This window comes from Paenibacillus sp. FSL W7-1279 (assembly GCF_037969845.1).
In the GTDB taxonomy this organism is placed as follows: domain Bacteria; phylum Bacillota; class Bacilli; order Paenibacillales; family Paenibacillaceae; genus Paenibacillus_AQ.
In genome coordinates, this window is record NZ_CP150215.1 from 7,132,572 (window position 1) to 7,149,050 (window position 16,479).

The 16,479-nt window shown below is 51.2% G+C and carries 16 protein-coding genes; 5 read left to right on the top strand and 11 right to left on the bottom strand.

Annotation, left to right across the window (positions count from 1 at the left end; all coding sequences use genetic code 11):
• Nucleotides 1–17 precede the first annotated feature (17 nt).
• Together MKY82_RS32295 and MKY82_RS32300 are read right to left on the bottom strand one after the other, a co-directional pair.
• Nucleotides 18–926 (bottom strand): carbohydrate ABC transporter permease, encoded by a 909-nt coding sequence (locus tag MKY82_RS32295; protein ID WP_071218756.1) that lies wholly within the window; start codon nt 924–926, stop codon nt 18–20.
• A gap of 15 nt (nt 927–941) precedes the next feature.
• Nucleotides 942–1,913: an ABC transporter permease subunit gene (locus tag MKY82_RS32300; protein WP_113057797.1), complete on the bottom strand. Its 972-nt coding sequence runs from the start codon at nt 1,911–1,913 to the stop codon at nt 942–944.
• Nucleotides 1,914–2,335: 422 nt separating this feature from the next.
• Between MKY82_RS32300 and MKY82_RS32305 the strand changes: the two genes are divergently transcribed.
• A complete protein-coding gene (locus MKY82_RS32305) occupies nt 2,336–3,370 on the top strand; it encodes a glycoside hydrolase family 18 protein (RefSeq protein ID WP_220687230.1) in 1,035 nt (344 codons plus the stop codon).
• 460 nt (nt 3,371–3,830) lie between these two features.
• On the opposite strand, the gene MKY82_RS32310 is transcribed toward MKY82_RS32305, so the two are convergent.
• Together MKY82_RS32310 and MKY82_RS32315 are read right to left on the bottom strand one after the other, a co-directional pair.
• Nucleotides 3,831–4,049 (bottom strand): DUF378 domain-containing protein, encoded by a 219-nt coding sequence (locus tag MKY82_RS32310; protein WP_071218753.1) that lies wholly within the window; start codon nt 4,047–4,049, stop codon nt 3,831–3,833.
• A gap of 162 nt (nt 4,050–4,211) precedes the next feature.
• Nucleotides 4,212–5,108, bottom strand: coding sequence for a LysR family transcriptional regulator (locus tag MKY82_RS32315; RefSeq protein ID WP_194540040.1), 897 nt, complete (start codon nt 5,106–5,108; stop codon nt 4,212–4,214).
• Nucleotides 5,109–5,267: 159 nt separating this feature from the next.
• On the opposite strand from MKY82_RS32315, the gene MKY82_RS32320 reads away from it, so the two are divergent.
• Both MKY82_RS32320 and MKY82_RS32325 read left to right on the top strand, forming a co-directional pair.
• Entirely contained in the window at nt 5,268–6,311 is a 1,044-nt protein-coding gene (locus tag MKY82_RS32320; RefSeq protein WP_339295089.1) for a putative sulfate exporter family transporter, read from the top strand.
• A 278-nt stretch (nt 6,312–6,589) separates the two neighbouring features.
• Nucleotides 6,590–8,059 (top strand): alpha-amylase, encoded by a 1,470-nt coding sequence (locus MKY82_RS32325; protein WP_194540042.1) that lies wholly within the window; start codon nt 6,590–6,592, stop codon nt 8,057–8,059.
• Nucleotides 8,060–8,192: 133 nt separating this feature from the next.
• Here MKY82_RS32325 and MKY82_RS32330 read toward each other — a convergent pair whose 3' ends face one another.
• Both MKY82_RS32330 and MKY82_RS32335 read right to left on the bottom strand, forming a co-directional pair.
• On the bottom strand, nt 8,193–9,092 hold the full coding sequence (locus MKY82_RS32330; protein WP_339295090.1) for an ABC transporter permease subunit: 900 nt from the start codon (nt 9,090–9,092) through the stop codon (nt 8,193–8,195).
• A 6-nt stretch (nt 9,093–9,098) separates the two neighbouring features.
• Nucleotides 9,099–10,019: an ABC transporter permease subunit gene (locus tag MKY82_RS32335; RefSeq protein WP_339295091.1), complete on the bottom strand. Its 921-nt coding sequence runs from the start codon at nt 10,017–10,019 to the stop codon at nt 9,099–9,101.
• Between the two features lie 264 nt (nt 10,020–10,283).
• On the opposite strand from MKY82_RS32335, the gene MKY82_RS32340 reads away from it, so the two are divergent.
• Complete coding sequence (locus tag MKY82_RS32340) at nt 10,284–10,760, top strand: glutathione peroxidase (protein ID WP_071218747.1); 477 nt, start codon at nt 10,284–10,286, stop codon at nt 10,758–10,760.
• A gap of 163 nt (nt 10,761–10,923) precedes the next feature.
• Here the strand turns inward: MKY82_RS32340 and MKY82_RS32345 are convergent, their stop codons facing one another.
• A complete protein-coding gene (locus tag MKY82_RS32345; protein ID WP_339295092.1) occupies nt 10,924–12,897 on the bottom strand; it encodes a beta-L-arabinofuranosidase domain-containing protein in 1,974 nt (657 codons plus the stop codon).
• 136 nt (nt 12,898–13,033) lie between these two features.
• On the opposite strand from MKY82_RS32345, the gene MKY82_RS32350 reads away from it, so the two are divergent.
• Nucleotides 13,034–13,858: an AraC family transcriptional regulator gene (locus tag MKY82_RS32350; protein ID WP_220687223.1), complete on the top strand. Its 825-nt coding sequence runs from the start codon at nt 13,034–13,036 to the stop codon at nt 13,856–13,858.
• Between the two features lie 184 nt (nt 13,859–14,042).
• Here MKY82_RS32350 and MKY82_RS32355 read toward each other — a convergent pair whose 3' ends face one another.
• The 4 genes from MKY82_RS32355 to MKY82_RS32370 all read right to left on the bottom strand — a co-directional run bounded on the left by MKY82_RS32355 (nt 14,043) and on the right by MKY82_RS32370 (nt 16,313).
• Complete coding sequence (locus MKY82_RS32355; RefSeq protein WP_194540048.1) at nt 14,043–14,444, bottom strand: VOC family protein; 402 nt, start codon at nt 14,442–14,444, stop codon at nt 14,043–14,045.
• Nucleotides 14,445–14,472: 28 nt separating this feature from the next.
• Nucleotides 14,473–14,970, bottom strand: coding sequence for an SRPBCC domain-containing protein (locus MKY82_RS32360; protein WP_220687565.1), 498 nt, complete (start codon nt 14,968–14,970; stop codon nt 14,473–14,475).
• A gap of 98 nt (nt 14,971–15,068) precedes the next feature.
• Nucleotides 15,069–15,413, bottom strand: a complete 345-nt coding sequence (locus tag MKY82_RS32365) for a metalloregulator ArsR/SmtB family transcription factor (protein ID WP_220687222.1) — start codon at nt 15,411–15,413, stop codon at nt 15,069–15,071.
• A 159-nt stretch (nt 15,414–15,572) separates the two neighbouring features.
• Complete coding sequence (locus tag MKY82_RS32370; RefSeq protein ID WP_339295093.1) at nt 15,573–16,313, bottom strand: HAD family hydrolase; 741 nt, start codon at nt 16,311–16,313, stop codon at nt 15,573–15,575.
• Nucleotides 16,314–16,479 lie beyond the last annotated feature (166 nt).

The window sequence follows — 16,479 nt, forward strand, 5'->3', positions numbered from 1 at the left end:
GATTGTATGGTTTAAGATCAGCCCTTAACGGAACCAATCATAACACCCTGCACAAAATAACGTTGAAGGAACGGATAAACAGCAATAACCGGAAGTGTCGCAACGATAATGACCGCATATTTGACCAGTGCGGCAATTTCCGCTTTGGAATTCATCGCTGCTGCGGATGAGGCGTCAATCGCCCCGCCGCCCTGTGCCGCCATCTCCTGAAGAACCAGGATTTGACGCAGGAAGAGCTGAAGCGGGTACTTCGCGGCATCATTCAGATAAATCATGGCACTGAAGTAACTGTTCCAATGTCCGACGCCGTAGAAAAGTGCCATGACGGCAATAATCGGCATCGAGAGCGGCAATACGATTTTGATGAATAACCGGAAGTTCGTACAGCCGTCGATATGGGCCGCTTCCTGAAGCTCCTTCGGAATGGTCGATTGGAAGAACGTCCGGGATACAATTATATTCCATATGGACGCAGCTCCCGGCAGAATAAGAGCCCACATGCTGTTGACCATGCCAAGATCTTTCACGAGCAGGTAACTCGGAATCAGTCCCCCGCCGAAAAACATCGTAACCAGGAACACCGCCATAAAAAATCCTCTGCCCACAAAATCTGAGCGGCTTAGCGCATAGGCTGCAGGCAGCGTGACAATCAGATTCACGATCGTACCTATCACTGTATAAATAATCGTGTTCTTGTAGCCAATCCAAATGTTGGCATTCTCAAACACCCGGGCATATCCATCAAAAGTTATCCCTTTCGGAATCAGCCACATTTCACCTGAACTTACGTACTTCGGATCACTGATAGAGGCGCTGACAATGTACAGCAGCGGGTACAGCACGATGATCAGTGCAATCGTCAGATAGATGTAGTTGCATAGCAGGAATAATTTATCCCCTTTGCTTTCCCTTACCGTGGATGACATATGTTATTCCCCCTTCTACCACAGGCTGTTTTCGCTGGTGCGACGAGCGATTTGGTTCACCGCAATCAGCAGAATCGCATTAATGACCGAATTGAACAATCCGACGGCGGTAGAGAAGCTGTACTGTGCGTCAACCAGACCGGAGCGATAAACAAAAGTCGAGATGACATCGGAAGAGCTCATATTCAGCGGGTTCTGCAAGAGCAGGATTTTCTCGAATCCGACGCCCAAAATGCTGCCCATGTTCAGGATCAACAGAATGGTGATCGTTGGTACAATCGCCGGAATGTTAATATGCAGGATGCGTTTGAATCGGCTCGCACCGTCCACGACGGCAGCCTCATGCAGCTGCGGATCGACACCCGACAAAGCGGCCAGATAGATAATGGTACCCCAGCCCGCGCTCTGCCAGACGCCCGACAGCACGTACACAGTCTTAAACCAAGCGGGATCTGTCAGGAACTGCGGCGGCTGAAAGCCCAGCATTTCCACAAAATTTACGATCATGCCGGACGAAGGCGACAAGAACGTAATGATCATACCGGACATAACAACGACTGAAATAAAATGTGGCGCATACGTGACGGTCTGTACCGTACGCTTAAAGAATGAATCCTTCACTTCATTGAAGGCCAATGCCAGAATGATGGGCAGCGGAAACCCGATGGCCAGCTCATACAAGCTGATGCTCAAGGTATTCCAGAGCAAGTCCCAGAAGTAATAAGAGTTAAAGAAGCGTTCGAAGTGGTCGAATCCGACCCACGGGCTTCCCGTTATTCCCAACGTCGGGATGAAGTTTTTGAAGGCGATTTGGATCCCGTACATCGGCCCATAATGGAAAATGACAAAATACAGAAATGCCGGAGCGATAAACAAATACAGCTCCCAGTTTCGAATCATCCTCCTCCATAATGTATTTTTCTTACGATTCGGCATCGTGTTAACCGATACGCTTTGTGTCAGGGCGGATTGACCATCTTGCTGCATAGGTTGCCCCCTCCTTTTCTAATGAAAATCCGGCCATGTTTTTTCGGAAAAGCACCCCTGTTCAATGTAAAAGAAAGAGCCTTCCTGACCACACATCCTTAGCGTGCGGCTTGCCCGCTTCAGAATTGTTAACGCTTACATCCCAAGTGTATGGACTGCCGCATGATCCGTAAATATGTCATTTCTATTGTCTGTTCAAAATAGCCTAATGTGCTGGTATGACGGGCTTTTCACGTCCCACCCACTTCTGTCATTGTCGTTTTCAAGCAGGAAAACATGTGGTTTTTGCCCCCTTCCCCTCCGATAAATTGTCATTCAGGCCAATGGGATGAGCCTTGACAGATGTCATATCTGACCGTAAGTTGGAAAAATAAACCGCAAAAGCAAAACTGACATATTCTAAAAGAAATGAGGGATTACGCATGCAGCCATCCTCCTGGATTTTAGCCGGCTACGCAGGGCGCAAGGTCTTATCCGAGATCACGACCGAAGATGCCAAGCGGCTCACTCACTTGAATATCGCTTTCGCCCATATCCGAGAAGACAAGATTACGTATACCGATACGAACACCATCCACGAGATCCATCGCCTGAAAGCCGTCAATCCCGAATTAATCGTCCTGCTGTCCGTTGGCGGCTGGGGCTCCGACGGATTCTCGAGAGCGGCAGCAACGTCCGCAGGGAGACAAAGCGTGTGCGAATCGGCAATCAAGCTGCTGCAAGAGTTTCCGTTCGACGGCATTGATCTGGACTGGGAGTATCCATGCTACTCGATCGCAGGAACGACCGCATCGCCAAATGACAAGAAGAACTTCACGATGCTGCTGAAGGAGCTCCGGGAAACATTGGATCAATACGGGCGGGACGAGACACACTATCTGCTCACGATCGCAGCCGGGGCCGATCAATATTATATAGATGGCACCGATATCCGTGACATTCACCCCTATCTCGACTTCATTCAGCTGATGACGTACGACATGCGCGGCGGATTCCAGACGCTGACGGGCCATCACGCCAACCTGTACACCTCAACTGGCGATCTGTTCCGAATCAGCGTCGATGCCTCCGTCCGCCTGTTCACGCTTGCCGGCGTGCCGCGTGAGAAAATCGTGATCGGGGCCGCATTTTACTCCAGAAAGTGGAAGGATGTGCCGGATGTGAACAACGGCTACCTCCAGATCGCTCCATCCTCCGGTGGTTATGGTCCGACCTATACCCAGCTCGCAGCCGAATATTTTAATAACCCTTCCTATAAAAGGTACTGGGACGACGAAGCCAAAGCGCCTTATTTATTCGATGGCAGCAGCTTCATTACTTACGATGATGCTGAATCTCTGACTCATAAATGCAAATACGTACAGGATCAAGGCTTGGCTGGTATTATGTTCTGGGAATACAGCTGTGATGCGACACACAGCCTGCTGGATGCCATGTATAAGGCATTCCACTCATAAAACAGAGTGGGGACCGCCTAGTTGTAACAGTTTCACTCCCCTCCAGGTGTCTTTATGTCGCTATTCGTTCGGACTCTTTCCTAATGGTGAAGGAGTCCTTTTCATTTCATTGTTTACGCAACACGGAGGATGCCGACAGATATCACGTTATGTTTCCTATCATGCCATTAACTTCCGATTGTTGCGCTGCAATGGCTTGGCTTTATTCTATGAGTTCCTTCCAAATCCCGTAAATATGTCGTTTTTATCTTTAACTATAGAGCATGCAAAGCCTCATAAACACTGGAAATTTCATACTGTATATGTTGATCTTGCACCTGACATGAGGATTACAATTCACTGACAATCTTGGATTTCGGACAGAAAAAAAGCCATTCCTGAACACGGAAAGGCTTTTTTTATCTATGAGGATATGGATATTTCTCGAAAACTATGTCATTTTTATGTTATTAAATGTAACCTATCTGGCTGTATTTCGGTCGTCATTCGTAACATCACCAAAGAAGCGGATCGAGTACAATGCACACAGACCGACAATCGTATAGATGATGCGGGAGCCGATGGAGCTCTGTCCACCAAACAATGCAGCTACCAGGTCGTATTGAAACAGGCCGACCAGAAGCCAGTTAATGCCTCCAACAATCAATAACAGCAAAGCTATTGTATTAAATGTTCTCATCGTTTAACCCTCCTTACGTCCGATTTTCACATCATTCGTTACATGTTTGTTCATCTATGATTTTAGTATCTATTTTTAACCAATTATGGCGTATGTAATCATGTCCGAACAAAAAAACATCCCCTTAACGGGGATGCTCTTGCACCGGGTCATTCTCTTCCTTTAGACCCCCTTGGGGAAACCGCGTTTATGATGCAAAAGCTCGAGAAACACCTCTACGGCCTTGGTATGATAAGGTGTTTTTTGTGTAATCCATGAGAACTGCCGTGCCACCGGTCTGCCATTCGGTACCAGCATATGCAGCGTTCCGAGTTGCACCTCCTTGCGCACCGCCCATCGCGACAGCAGCGTGACGCCAAGGCCTGCCTCCACGGATTCCTTGATCAGCTGGGTGCTTCCGAACTCCACGATATGCTGAGGGCGAATATGATACCGTGAGAACATCCGCTCCGTTGCCTCGCGGGTGCCCGATCCGGCTTCCCTGACAATCCAGGTCTCATGCGCAAGCTCGGAGAGCGATAGCTCCTGCAGATGATCATACCGCCCGTCCCGGGGAACCATCACCAGCATCTCATCCTCGGCAAAGGCCTCGATATGCAGCTTATCATCCTGATAATCTCCCTCCACAATGCCGATATCCGCCTCATGGCGCAGTATCATCTCCGCCACTTCCGTGGTGTTCCCGATCATAATCGATGGGCGGATCAAGGGATAATGTTCCCTCATATAAGCGATCAAATGCGGCAGCATATATTCCCCGAAGGTATAGCTTGAGCCAATGGACAGATTGCCGCTCGCCCGATGCATCAAATCGTCCACAAGCGTGTTCATGCGGGTGTACAGGCCCAGAATGTCCTTCGCATGATGGTATACGATCTCTCCGGCTTTGGTTAGCCGGACATATTTATTGGTTCGCTCCAGCAGCTTGGTGCCCACAGACCGCTCGAGCGCTTGGATATATTGGCTTACCGCGGGCTGTGTCATCAGCAGCTCCTCCGCCGCACGGGTAAAATTCCCCTTCTCTACCACCGTAACGAATACCTCCAATGGTTGATCCACGCTTTTTGCCTCCTTCTTCGCAATGTCCACGAATGGTTATGAGTTATATTTACCATAACATATTACTTATGATGATCATTATAATGATTTATTTTTCTTATCCATTGGAATGGGATACGATGGGTTCAGACCAACCGAACGAATCGGAGGTTACATCTAATGACAGAGCCAGCCTATTCCAAATCACAAGAACACGTCCATCGTCTGGTTCGATGGACACAGCATACGCTGCCCGCCACAGCAGGCGGCATTGCCTTTACCTTTGTCATCGCTCTCATCGGTTACGTATTAGCAAGCATGCCGGGCCTTGGCTACCTTGGCCAGCTCGCCTGGGCGATTCTCATCGCCGCAGTATATCGACAGCTGCGAGGTTACCCGGAGAGACTGCGCATAGGAATCCAATTCACGGCCAAGCGGCTGCTGCGTCTAGCAATTATTCTATATGGCCTTAAGCTGAATATCGGCATCGTGTTCCAGCAAGGCCTGGGTTTAATGATGAGGGATGTGATCAGCGTCATATTTGCCATCGCGCTCACTCTGCTGATTGCCAAATGGCTGAAAGCCGATATGTCCTTGTCCCTTCTGCTTGGCATTGGAACCGGTGTATGCGGTGCGGCGGCCATCGCCGCCGTGTCCCCGATCCTCAAGGCGAAGGAGAAGGACACTGCGCTAGGTGCGGGGCTGATTGCCTTTCTTGGAACCATTGTTGCTATCGGTTATACCCTCGTCCAGCCGCTGCTTCCCTTAACAGACACCCAATACGGCGTGTGGTCGGGTGTCAGTCTTCATGAAATCGCCCATGTAGCATTGGCAGTTGCTCCAGCAGGTGAGGATGCACTTGCGATTAGCCTGCTCGCGAAGCTGGGACGCGTATTCTTGCTCGTACCGCTCAGTATCGCGCTTATGGTCTGGATGAAGCGCACCGGACGTATGCAGAGTCATACACGGATGGAGTTTCCCTGGTTTCTGCTGGGCTTCATGGCAGCGAGTGTACTGGGAAGCTGGGAATTTACCGGACAACCGATCATTCCCCTGCCGATCAAAGATTCGATTTCTCAGGCAGCCTCCTTCATTCTTGCCATGGCGATGGTCGGACTTGGCCTGAATGTCCACTTGAAGGATGTGCGCGGCGCCTGGCGGCCGCTGCTGGCCATGTCCATCACCACCGTGCTGCTGATTCTGCTTACTTATGCCATGGCATAAGTAAGCGAAAGGCAGCCAAAGTGTACAAAACGGAAAACCATCCCTTGCGATAGATTCTCGGCAGGGGATGGTTTTTTTGTGGTGAATAGCTGGATCCAAGCTATATTAGGATGGCCGCAATACGACAACCCCCGTCTTTTTCTTTCCATTTTAGGGTAAAACTAAATGGAGGCGGTCCGCCCATTTCGGGTGGAAGGTTTAGCTCCCCTGCTTTCTTGGGTATTTGAGCTTAGTATGCAGTAAACATGCAGAGCTATCATGATAGAGGAGATGGAAGTATGCAGCGAAATCATACGATTATGCAATTCTTCGAATGGCATGTTGCAGCCGATGGCTCGCACTGGAACCGACTCAAGAACGCAGCCCCGGAGCTGAGCAAGGCGGGAATCGATGCGGTATGGATTCCTCCGGTGACAAAAGCTACGTCCGCAGAGGACAATGGCTACGGCATATACGATCTCTATGATCTGGGAGAGTTCGATCAGAAAGGAACGGTTCGCACGAAATATGGAACCAAGCAGGAATTGATTGATGCCATCGCGGCCTGCCATAAGCACGGAATTGCCGTCTATGTCGATCTGGTCATGAACCATAAGGCGGGCGCAGATGAAACCGAGCGGTTTCGGGTGGTACAGGTCGACGAGATGGATCGGACCAAGGATATATCGAAGCCATTCGAGATTGAGGGTTGGACCAAATTCACATTCCCCGGCCGAGGGGATCAATACTCCTCGTTCCAGTGGAATTTCACTCATTTTAACGGTACCGATTACGACGAAATCAGCAAACGTTCCGGCATTTACCGGATCGTCGGCGAGAACAAATCATGGAGCGATAACGTTGACAATGAATTCGGCAATTACGACTACCTGATGTTTGCCAACCTTGATTACAGCCATCCGGATGTACGCAAGGAAATGCTCGCATGGGGCAAGTGGCTGGTGGATACGCTGCAGTGCAGCGGATTCCGGCTGGATGCGATCAAGCATATTAACCATGACTTCATTAAAGAATTTGCCACTGCCATGAAGAAAAAGCGCGGAGATGATTTTTACATCGTGGGCGAGTTTTGGAATCCCGAGCTTCAGGATTGCCGAGACTTTCTGGATACGGTGGATTACAGGATCGATCTGTTTGACGTGTCTCTTCATTATAAACTCCAAGCGGCTTCCAAAGCCGGCCGTTCCTTCGACCTGCGGACGATCTTTGACGATACGCTTGTCCAATCGCACCCGATGAATGCTGTCACGTTTGTGGACAATCACGACTCGCAGCCGCAGGAATCGCTGGAATCCTGGGTGGAGGATTGGTTCAAGCAGAGCGCTTATGCGTTGATCCTGCTGCGAAAGGACGGTTATCCTTCCGTCTTCTATGGCGATTATTACGGAATCGGCGGCGAGAAACCCATTCCCGGCAAAAAGGAAGCGATTGACCCGCTGCTGTATGCCAGAGCGAATCGGGCGTATGGCCAGCAGGACGATTATTTTGACCACCCGAATACGATCGGCTGGGTCCGCCGCGGCATCCCGGAAATCGAGTTTTCCGGCTGCGCGGTGGTCATCGCCAATGGCGAAGCCGGGGATAAGCGGATGTTTGTCGGCGAGCATCGAGCCGGGGAGATATGGATGGATCTGACCCGTACACGGCAGGATCGGATTACGATCGGCAAGGATGGGTTCGCTCTTTTTCCGGTGAACGGCGGCAGCGTGTCCGTCTGGGCTCACCCGGATATTCCTGTAGAAGCGTAAACAGCAGCATTTTACACAATCAAAAAAACCGGAAGGATCGGTTTCACCAGACACTGGCAGTCCTAATAAATAGGAAAGCACCTGGCGCAAACTCTCATCCTTCCGGTTTTTCGCGTTAAAGGCCACGCACCGATCAGCCTTTAACCTGAAAACGACGGCGCAGGCCTTCGCCTAACAGGTTGAACGTGATGATTAACAGCATCATGGCAAATGCGGGATACACAACGAATTGAAACTTCCCTAACCATATGTCCGCTCGATGCTTGGACAGAATGGTCGCCCAGTTATACCCGGTCTCCACGAATTCCATGACATAATAATTAACTTCCTTCCACTCATGACCGAGGAAGATGTTCACGATGGCAAGCTGGCCGAGCAGGAGCATGACCTTCCCCATATCCAAGCAGAAGTTGACGATCACCTCGGGGAACAAGACCGGAATATAATAATTCTTTGTCAACGTTCTCGTCCGAAGTCCTAACGCGGTTCCGGCCTCCATGTAAGGCTCACTTGCCATTTTGTGGGCCTGCTGCTGTATCGTAATCGCAACCCGCCCGGCTTCAACGCCGGCCAAAATCAGAATGGCCCAGCCCATCCGCTGCTGGGAGAAGAGAAAGAATGGCAGCGCAAGCAGCAGAGCCGAAGCGAAGACCGGCGGCAAATAGGAGCACAGCTGGTTCCAGAAGGTAATGAACCGGTGGATGAAACCTTTTTTCTTACGGGCGATCAATCCGAGGGGCACGCCTATCGCATATCGAACAGCCGTAATCCCCAGCACAAGCAGGATCGTATCCTTGGCGGTCACAACCAGCTTGCTCAGATTATCGACCCCCTTCTTATCCGATCCCAGCCAGTTCTTCGAAGAAGGCTTATAGGGCGGAAGCGTCAGCTTCTGCTTCCCGTCCTTCATCACCCATCTGGAGGTTTCCTGTTTCAAATCCTTGTCGATAAAGGGCATATACGGCCCCGCCAGCATAACAAAAACAAAGAAGGCAAGCAGCGTGCCGCCAATCCATAAAGGGATATTCTTCAAGTCGACTCACCTCATTTCTGATCGGGGATCAAAGTACTTGCGTGCCGATTGACTGATCCATTGGACGATCATGAACAGCACCATGAAAGAAAACGCAATATAGATAATGACACCCGGCTCATAATTGGACCCGGTTCCACTGAACGTGTTGAAGTCCAGCGCCTGAAACAGTCTCCATGCCGCCCCCGGATAATTGCGGTAATATTCCACCACGAGCAGATTGGACAAGATGAAGACGAGCAGGCCCGGAAGATGGGTCAGGATGGTCGCGATACCGTTGCGCAGCATATGTTTGTATACGACTTTTCGGTCACTCAGCCCTTTGGCTTTAGCCAGCAGTATGTATAACTTGCCCTCCTGCGCAAGCAGAGAAGCCGAAGTGATTCGGGCAATGAAGAAAATCGGGTAAATCGACACGAGCAGCGATGGCAGCACAAAGGCCTCCCAGCCGTCAACCGCAAAATAGCGGACAGCCGGTACATGCTTAATCAGCACCCACTGGGCGATCAGCATCAGGAAAAAATCCGGAACGGATTGGAACAGCCATGTGGTCCAATGCCCCAGCACACTGAATTTGGTCTTGGACAATTTATAGTCGAGGACTCCCTTCAGAATGCCGAACACAAATCCAAGGATTAAAGCGGATACAATAACCAGCAGGCTTTTGCCGACGGCCCCAAAAGCGGCCGCTTCCGAGGACTGACCGATATATCGCGTTTCTCCCAGCGTCCCGTTCTGAATGGCGGCAACAAAAAAATCGCGAATATACGTAACATACTCACCCAGATCAAAGGAATAATTCGTCACCCACAAATTGCTGTCCAGCGACAGATTCAAATCCCTCGGAACCAGAACAATGAGGACGATGAACATAAAAGCCAGCAGGCTGGTCACCGTCGTTTTGAGCATTTGTGTTTTTAATCTCATACCGTCCTCCCACACATGATTTCAGCAGTACCCCTTTTGGTTCATTCGATAAGCACTTATTCTACTACTATCATACATCTCCTAAATAAGTCCAGATGAAAATACAAAATTTTACTTTTTATACTTCCGCATCATGTATTACACTCCAGCTTTTGTCATACAAATAGCATATAATTGCCGCTGCCGTTTCTATCAAATTGCAATCCAGGGCGAAAGAATATAATCTGATTGTATATACATCTCATTGGAGGAGGTTCTACGGCGATGTCTATCTATGAATATGAAGTAAAAACGATACGCGGCGAGTCCCAAACGCTTGAGTCTTATAAAGGCGACGTCATGCTCATTGTCAATACAGCAACCAAATGCGGCTTTGCCCCTCAATTCGACGGTCTGGAGAAGCTGCACCAAACCTACCGCGATCAAGGATTGGCCGTTCTCGGCTTCCCCAGCAGTCAGTTCATGAATCAAGAGCTGGAGGAGGACTCCGCGATCGAGGAGGCCTGCAAGCTCAATCATGGCGTCACCTTCCCCTTATTCTCCAAAATTGATGTGAACGGCACGAGTGCCCATCCGCTCTACAGGCATCTGACGAGTGAAGCGCCCGGCGCACTCGGCATTAAAGCGATTAAATGGAACTTCACCAAGTTTCTTGTGGACCGCAGCGGCAAGGTGGTCAAGCGCTTTGCGCCAACGGATACTCCGGAAAAAATAGAAGAGGATATCAAGAAGCTGTTATAAATGCAGGGAGCCATTCGGATAAAAAAAGGGCTTGCCCGAGGTCCATCGACCTTGGGCAAGCCCTTTATGTTATGTGGTTCGGCATCGTCCATGCTTTGCCGTTGCATCCTTTGTATGCTGGTTCCTCGGTCAACTCCCTTCGGGAGAGGCGGGCTGTAGGATCTTATACCGTGTGCGGCAGCTCGCGCACCCAGACGGTCATTTCATTCTCGCCGCGGTTGCCCCATAAATAGTAAGGAATGGCCTTTAATGATGCGGGAAGCCTCTTTTTCGGAGAGGAACGATACAGTTCATCGCCCCAATCATCAGACTCTTCAAGCCATCCCTCCCCTTCAATGACAACGGCTCCGCCAAGAAGATCCGGATCGAATCGGGAATGAAGCTTCGGATCGCCTGCGAGCGACAGCGAGGATACCGGCGCTCCATGATCGACGCTCTCCAAGCAATATACCAGCGGCCCGCGCTGAATCGCGGCCTTGCCGGCATTCCCCCGTATGTTGGGATTGGCTCTTACTTGATGGATCTCCATGGAGAATGCCAATTCCACGGTATCCCCCGGTGACCACACTCTCTTCACGTAGGCATAGCCGTCTTGGGAAATATCCTCCACGGTCACCTCTTGCCCGTTCACCCGCATAACGGCTTTACCGCGCGACCAGTCCGGAATGCGAAGAGCGACGGTCCACTCGGCTGCCTGCTCAGGCTGAATCGTAAGCGTAACATTCCCATCCCATGGCAGCGCGCTGGTCTGGGTTACCTTCACCGGCACGTTCCCGAACCGAACCTCCGCTTCGCCGCCAATGTACAGATGGGTATACAGCGTATCGTCATTCATCGTATACACGTATTCACCCAGCGACGACAGCAGTCTCGCCACGTTCGGCGGGCAGCATGCGCAGGCGAACCAGCCCGGCCGAACCGGCTTCACATGGAACTTGCCCGGATTATGACGGCAGGCCGTAGGCCATACCTCAAGCGGATTCACATAGAAGAAATGACGCCCGTCCTGAGCCATGCTGCCAATGACCGTATTGAACAGCGCGCGCTCCATCACGTCCGCATACTCGGATTTTGGTGACAGCTGCAGCATGCGCTGGGCAAAAAAGATCAGCCCGATGGATGCGCAGGTCTCCGAGTATACGGTATCGTTCGGCAGGTCATAATCCGTGGTGAACGCCTCGCCATGATGGGTGGAGCCGATCCCGCCGGTAATGTACATCTGTTTATGGACCATGTTATGCCACAGATTAACGCAAGCCTCAAGCAGAGCAGGGTCTTTCGTTCTGGCAGCTAAATCGGCCATCGCCGTATACATGTAAACCGCACGGACCGAATGCCCGACCGCCTCCTTCTGTTCCCTGACCGGCAGGTGGCTCTGATGATAAGCCAAATGCGGCGGATGCAGTACAGAGCGGTAGAATGACTTCTTCCCTCGCTGTTCCCACTCCTGAAGGAAGAAGTGGGGTTCCGTCCCGCGCTCATCTATAAAATACTGACTCAGACTCAAATATCTCGGCTCCTGGGTTACCTCATACAATTTGACCAGTGCCAGCTCAATCTCCTGATGGCCGTCGAACCCATGGATTTTGCCATCCTCGGGTCCAAAGACGGTATCGATGTAATCCGCCAAGCGGCATACCACGTCCAGCAGTTTCCGCTTGCCCGTCGCCCGGTAATGCGCAACTCCGGCTTCGATCATATGGCCGGCGCAGTACAGCTCATGGCAATCCGTCAGATTGGTCCAGCGCTTCTCCGGCTCCTTCACCGTAAAATATGTATTCAGATAGCCATCCGGCTGCTGGGCAGCGGCCACAAGATCGATCAACTCATCCACCTGCTCCTCCAGCTTCGGATCCGGATGAATGGCAAGCGAATAAGCTGCAGCCTCAAGCCATTTGGCGACATCGCTGTCCTGAAATACCATACCGCCAAATTCCCCCTCCTCCCTGCCGGCAGCAATTCGAAAATTGGACACGCCATAACTCGGTTCCACGCCCGGAATCCGATCATGGAGGGCTTCATATTGGTATGGGATCACCACTTCCCTTACCAGCTCTATGTAACGGGACCAGAAAGGGTCCGTCAATTTCACTTGCTTAAGGGGGACGGCAATTGAACGCGAAGTAAGAGTTATCATCTTGGATATACACTCCTTTGGGATTCGAATGATAAAGCCTCGACACTTCCCATTCTACGATCTATGATAGGATGAAAACGATAACAGAAATGACCTAAATTCTTATACGATTTCACACATACCTGGAGGGGATACCATGACAGAACGGAGCGTTCTTTCTATTCCTTCACCACCGCTCCCCTACTTCCTTGAATCCGGAAAAACGCATTATATGCTGAGCGAGTCGCATCCCAACCGGAGAAACCTTGGCGTCTACGATCTCATCCTGGTTCAATGCGGCTGCTTGTTCCTGGGCGAGGAGGATATGCAATGGGCGCTTGGCGCAGGGGATTGCGTTGTATTATTACCGGATGCATACCATTACGCCGTGCAGGGGTGTCAGGAGGAAACCTCCTTTTATTGGCTGCATTTTCAGACCGCAGCATCAGGCGCAACCCGCAATGATTCGATCTCACACAACATAAAGCTGCCGAGGCATGGCCCTATCCCTTATCCGGAGCAAGCCTATCAGCTGTTCGATTCCCTGCACCTGCTGGCAACGGAACCGAGATCCACGGCATTTTGGCGCGAACAGACGCTGTTTATCGAGCTGCTGGAGCTGCTGGACCCGTCGAGATCGGACCAGGAACAATCGCGGGTACGCAAAGTCGCGGAGCAGGTGGAGTCCTATATCAAAATGCATTACCGTGAGCCCATCAGCAACGCACGTTTATCGTCCGACTTGCATTTCCACTACAACTACCTGACGCGCTGCATGAAGGAATCGCACGGCGTAACGCCTACGGAATACCTGCTTCAATACCGCCTGGACCAGGCGAAGCGGCTGCTGCTGACCACCCAGTGGTCCATGGCTCGAATCGCGGAACATGTGGGGTTTCAATATCCGCCCTATTTCTCTCGCCGCTTCTCCGCACGTTTTGGCTTATCGCCGCTGCAATTCCGAAAGCAGTACACGGAGTAAGCCGCGGCATGGGATTTGGGGCTCCGCATTGTTATATTCTTCCGTTCGGGTGGCGGTGAGGGTGAGGGACAGCACGGCTCTTGATTGAGAGCATCGAGCTGGGCAATGCCTTCCTTGCGGCTCAGCGTAAAAAGGGACAGGCCCCTTCCGGGCCCGTCCCTATACCTGAATCACCTGCTCAAGACTACGCTTCGCTTGGCAGGTTAAGCTGCCAGGATACGCCGAACTTGTCCGCGATCCAGCCGAACTTTTGGCTGAATCCATAGTTGTCCAGCGGCATCATCGCACCTCCGCCATCGATTAGTGCTCCGTACACCTTCTCGATCTCGGCTTCGGATTCGCAAGTCAGATAGATGGAGAAGGAAGGCGTGAACGTAAACTCATGTTTCACGTTGCTGTCGATGCACATGAACGTTTGTCCCTTCAACGAAAAGGTGGCATGCATGACGCTTCCCTCGGCTCCCGGCTGATCGGGGCCATAACGGGTAATGCTGATGATTTCGGAATCCTCAATAATGGAAATGTAATGGTTCATGGCTTCTTCCGCGTTGCCCTGAAACATTAAAAACGGGGTCACACTCTTCATCGATACACACGCTCCCTTATTCATTGGTTTAGGATGGATAGTTTATCTTCCCTGTCTCTAACAGCTGCTTCAGCCCCTCAAACATATAACCCCAACCATGCTCGGTTTGGTCATGGTATTCGGTCAGCGCTTTCTCAATATCCTCTGCGGTCCAGTCTTCCTCATGAGGGACAACGATCTCCTGGGAGAACGTCATTTCGCATCCTGCGTCCACGGCTTTGAACTCCACCGTAATGCGGTCCACAGTGTCGCTGAACTGGGGCATCTTGAAGGTGAGCACCAGCTTGCGCGGCCGGTCTATGACCAGATACTCTCCAATGGCCCGGTACTCCTTGCCTTCCCGCACATCAACAATCTCCCAGGTTCCGCCCACGCGCGGATCGTTACGGGCGATTTTGTTCGTCGCTTCCAGCGTAAACAACCATTTACGCATCATGTCCGGGTTTAACCAGGCATCAAATACTCTTTCCGGTGCTACCTCAAATTGACGTTTCATGACCAGCGTGGTTGTAGAGGCATTCTCCAATGTCAATCATCCTTCTCTTATCAAAAGTGGTATTGCGTCTATTTCCCTACGTTACTCATCGTTGTCCAGGATGTTCAGCGGTATTCCTAAGGATTCTTCTAGTGCTCCTCCCTCTTCGCTTTGTTCAGCTCGCGTTCAAGCACATCAAATTGCCGGGTCCAGAATCGTTCGTAGAATTGCAGCCATTCCAGCGCCCTGGACATGACACTCGGGTTCAGACGGCAGGTATGCGTCCGTCCATGGATGGACCGTTCGAGCAGGCCGGAGCGCTCCAGCACCTTGATATGCTTGGAGGCTGCCGCAAGCGACATGTCAAACGGTTCAGCCAACTCAGATACCGTCCGTTCCTGCGATGCGATCATGCGCACCATCTCTCTTCGGGTCGGGTCAGCCAGTGCATGGAAAATGTGATCCAGTTGTTCTTCATTATTTTGTTCAACCATATGGTTAACTATAATGGAACCATTTTATAAAGTCAACCAATCGGTTGAATATAGTGCAAAAAAAATCAGGCCCTTCGTTTAAAGAGCCTGGCAATAGATTTTTCGAATAATGCGGCAGCATCCCGCTTCGGCAGCGGATCAGAGGGAACGCCCACCTTTTTATCCGATAACCTCATCCAGCAGCCGCTCCAGCTCGCCATAATTCGCCACGGTATGCTGCGGTTGATGCTCCGATTCCGGCCCAACGCTCCGGTGATTGAACCAAATCACATGCCAGCCTGCAGCCAATGCGCCAACCACATCATTGCGCCACGAATCGCCGATGTAATAGGAGCTCTTCGGCTCCGTGCCGGTCAGCCGGTTCACATGGTGGAATATCCGCGGATCAGGCTTGTCCCAGCCCACCGCTCCGGATACGAACAACCGCTCCTCCGGTATGAGGTCACCCAACTGCATAGCCGCGATTTTGTTCATCTGGTGTTCCGCCGGACCATTGGTGATCAATCCAACGACATGCCCGGCATCCGTCAATTTCTTAAGAAGCTCCCGGGCGCCTTCAAACATCGTGATGTTATACTGCCGGTCCAGGTAGGTTTGCTGTACGGTTTCCGCCTCCTCAAGGGTCAGCCCTACGCCGAATTCAGCCAGCGCTAACTGGAACCGACGTCTGCGCATATCCTCAACCGCTTCCCCGTATGCCGCCGTGCCAGCCCCTCCGAGCTCTACAGACAGCTTGTCGCTGTAATAACGCATCCGGTGATAAGCGGCTTCATATGGAAACGTGCCATCAGGGCGGGCAACCTTCTGAACGGCATCGCGAAAAGGCGCCAGATGGTCATACAATGTATCATCCACATCGAAGAAGATTCCCTTCGGTGATATTGGTGTCTTCATACGCATCCCTCTTCCTCATTCGATCTCTCTATTGTACCCGCATCGGCACCACCCGGGTCAAGCCTATCTGTTAATAAGTTCCTTTCCTATGATATGATGGAATTAGAGCGGCAGGACACATCAACTGGAGCATGAATCCTGACTCGCAGCAGCCAAGACCTCCAATTGCAAG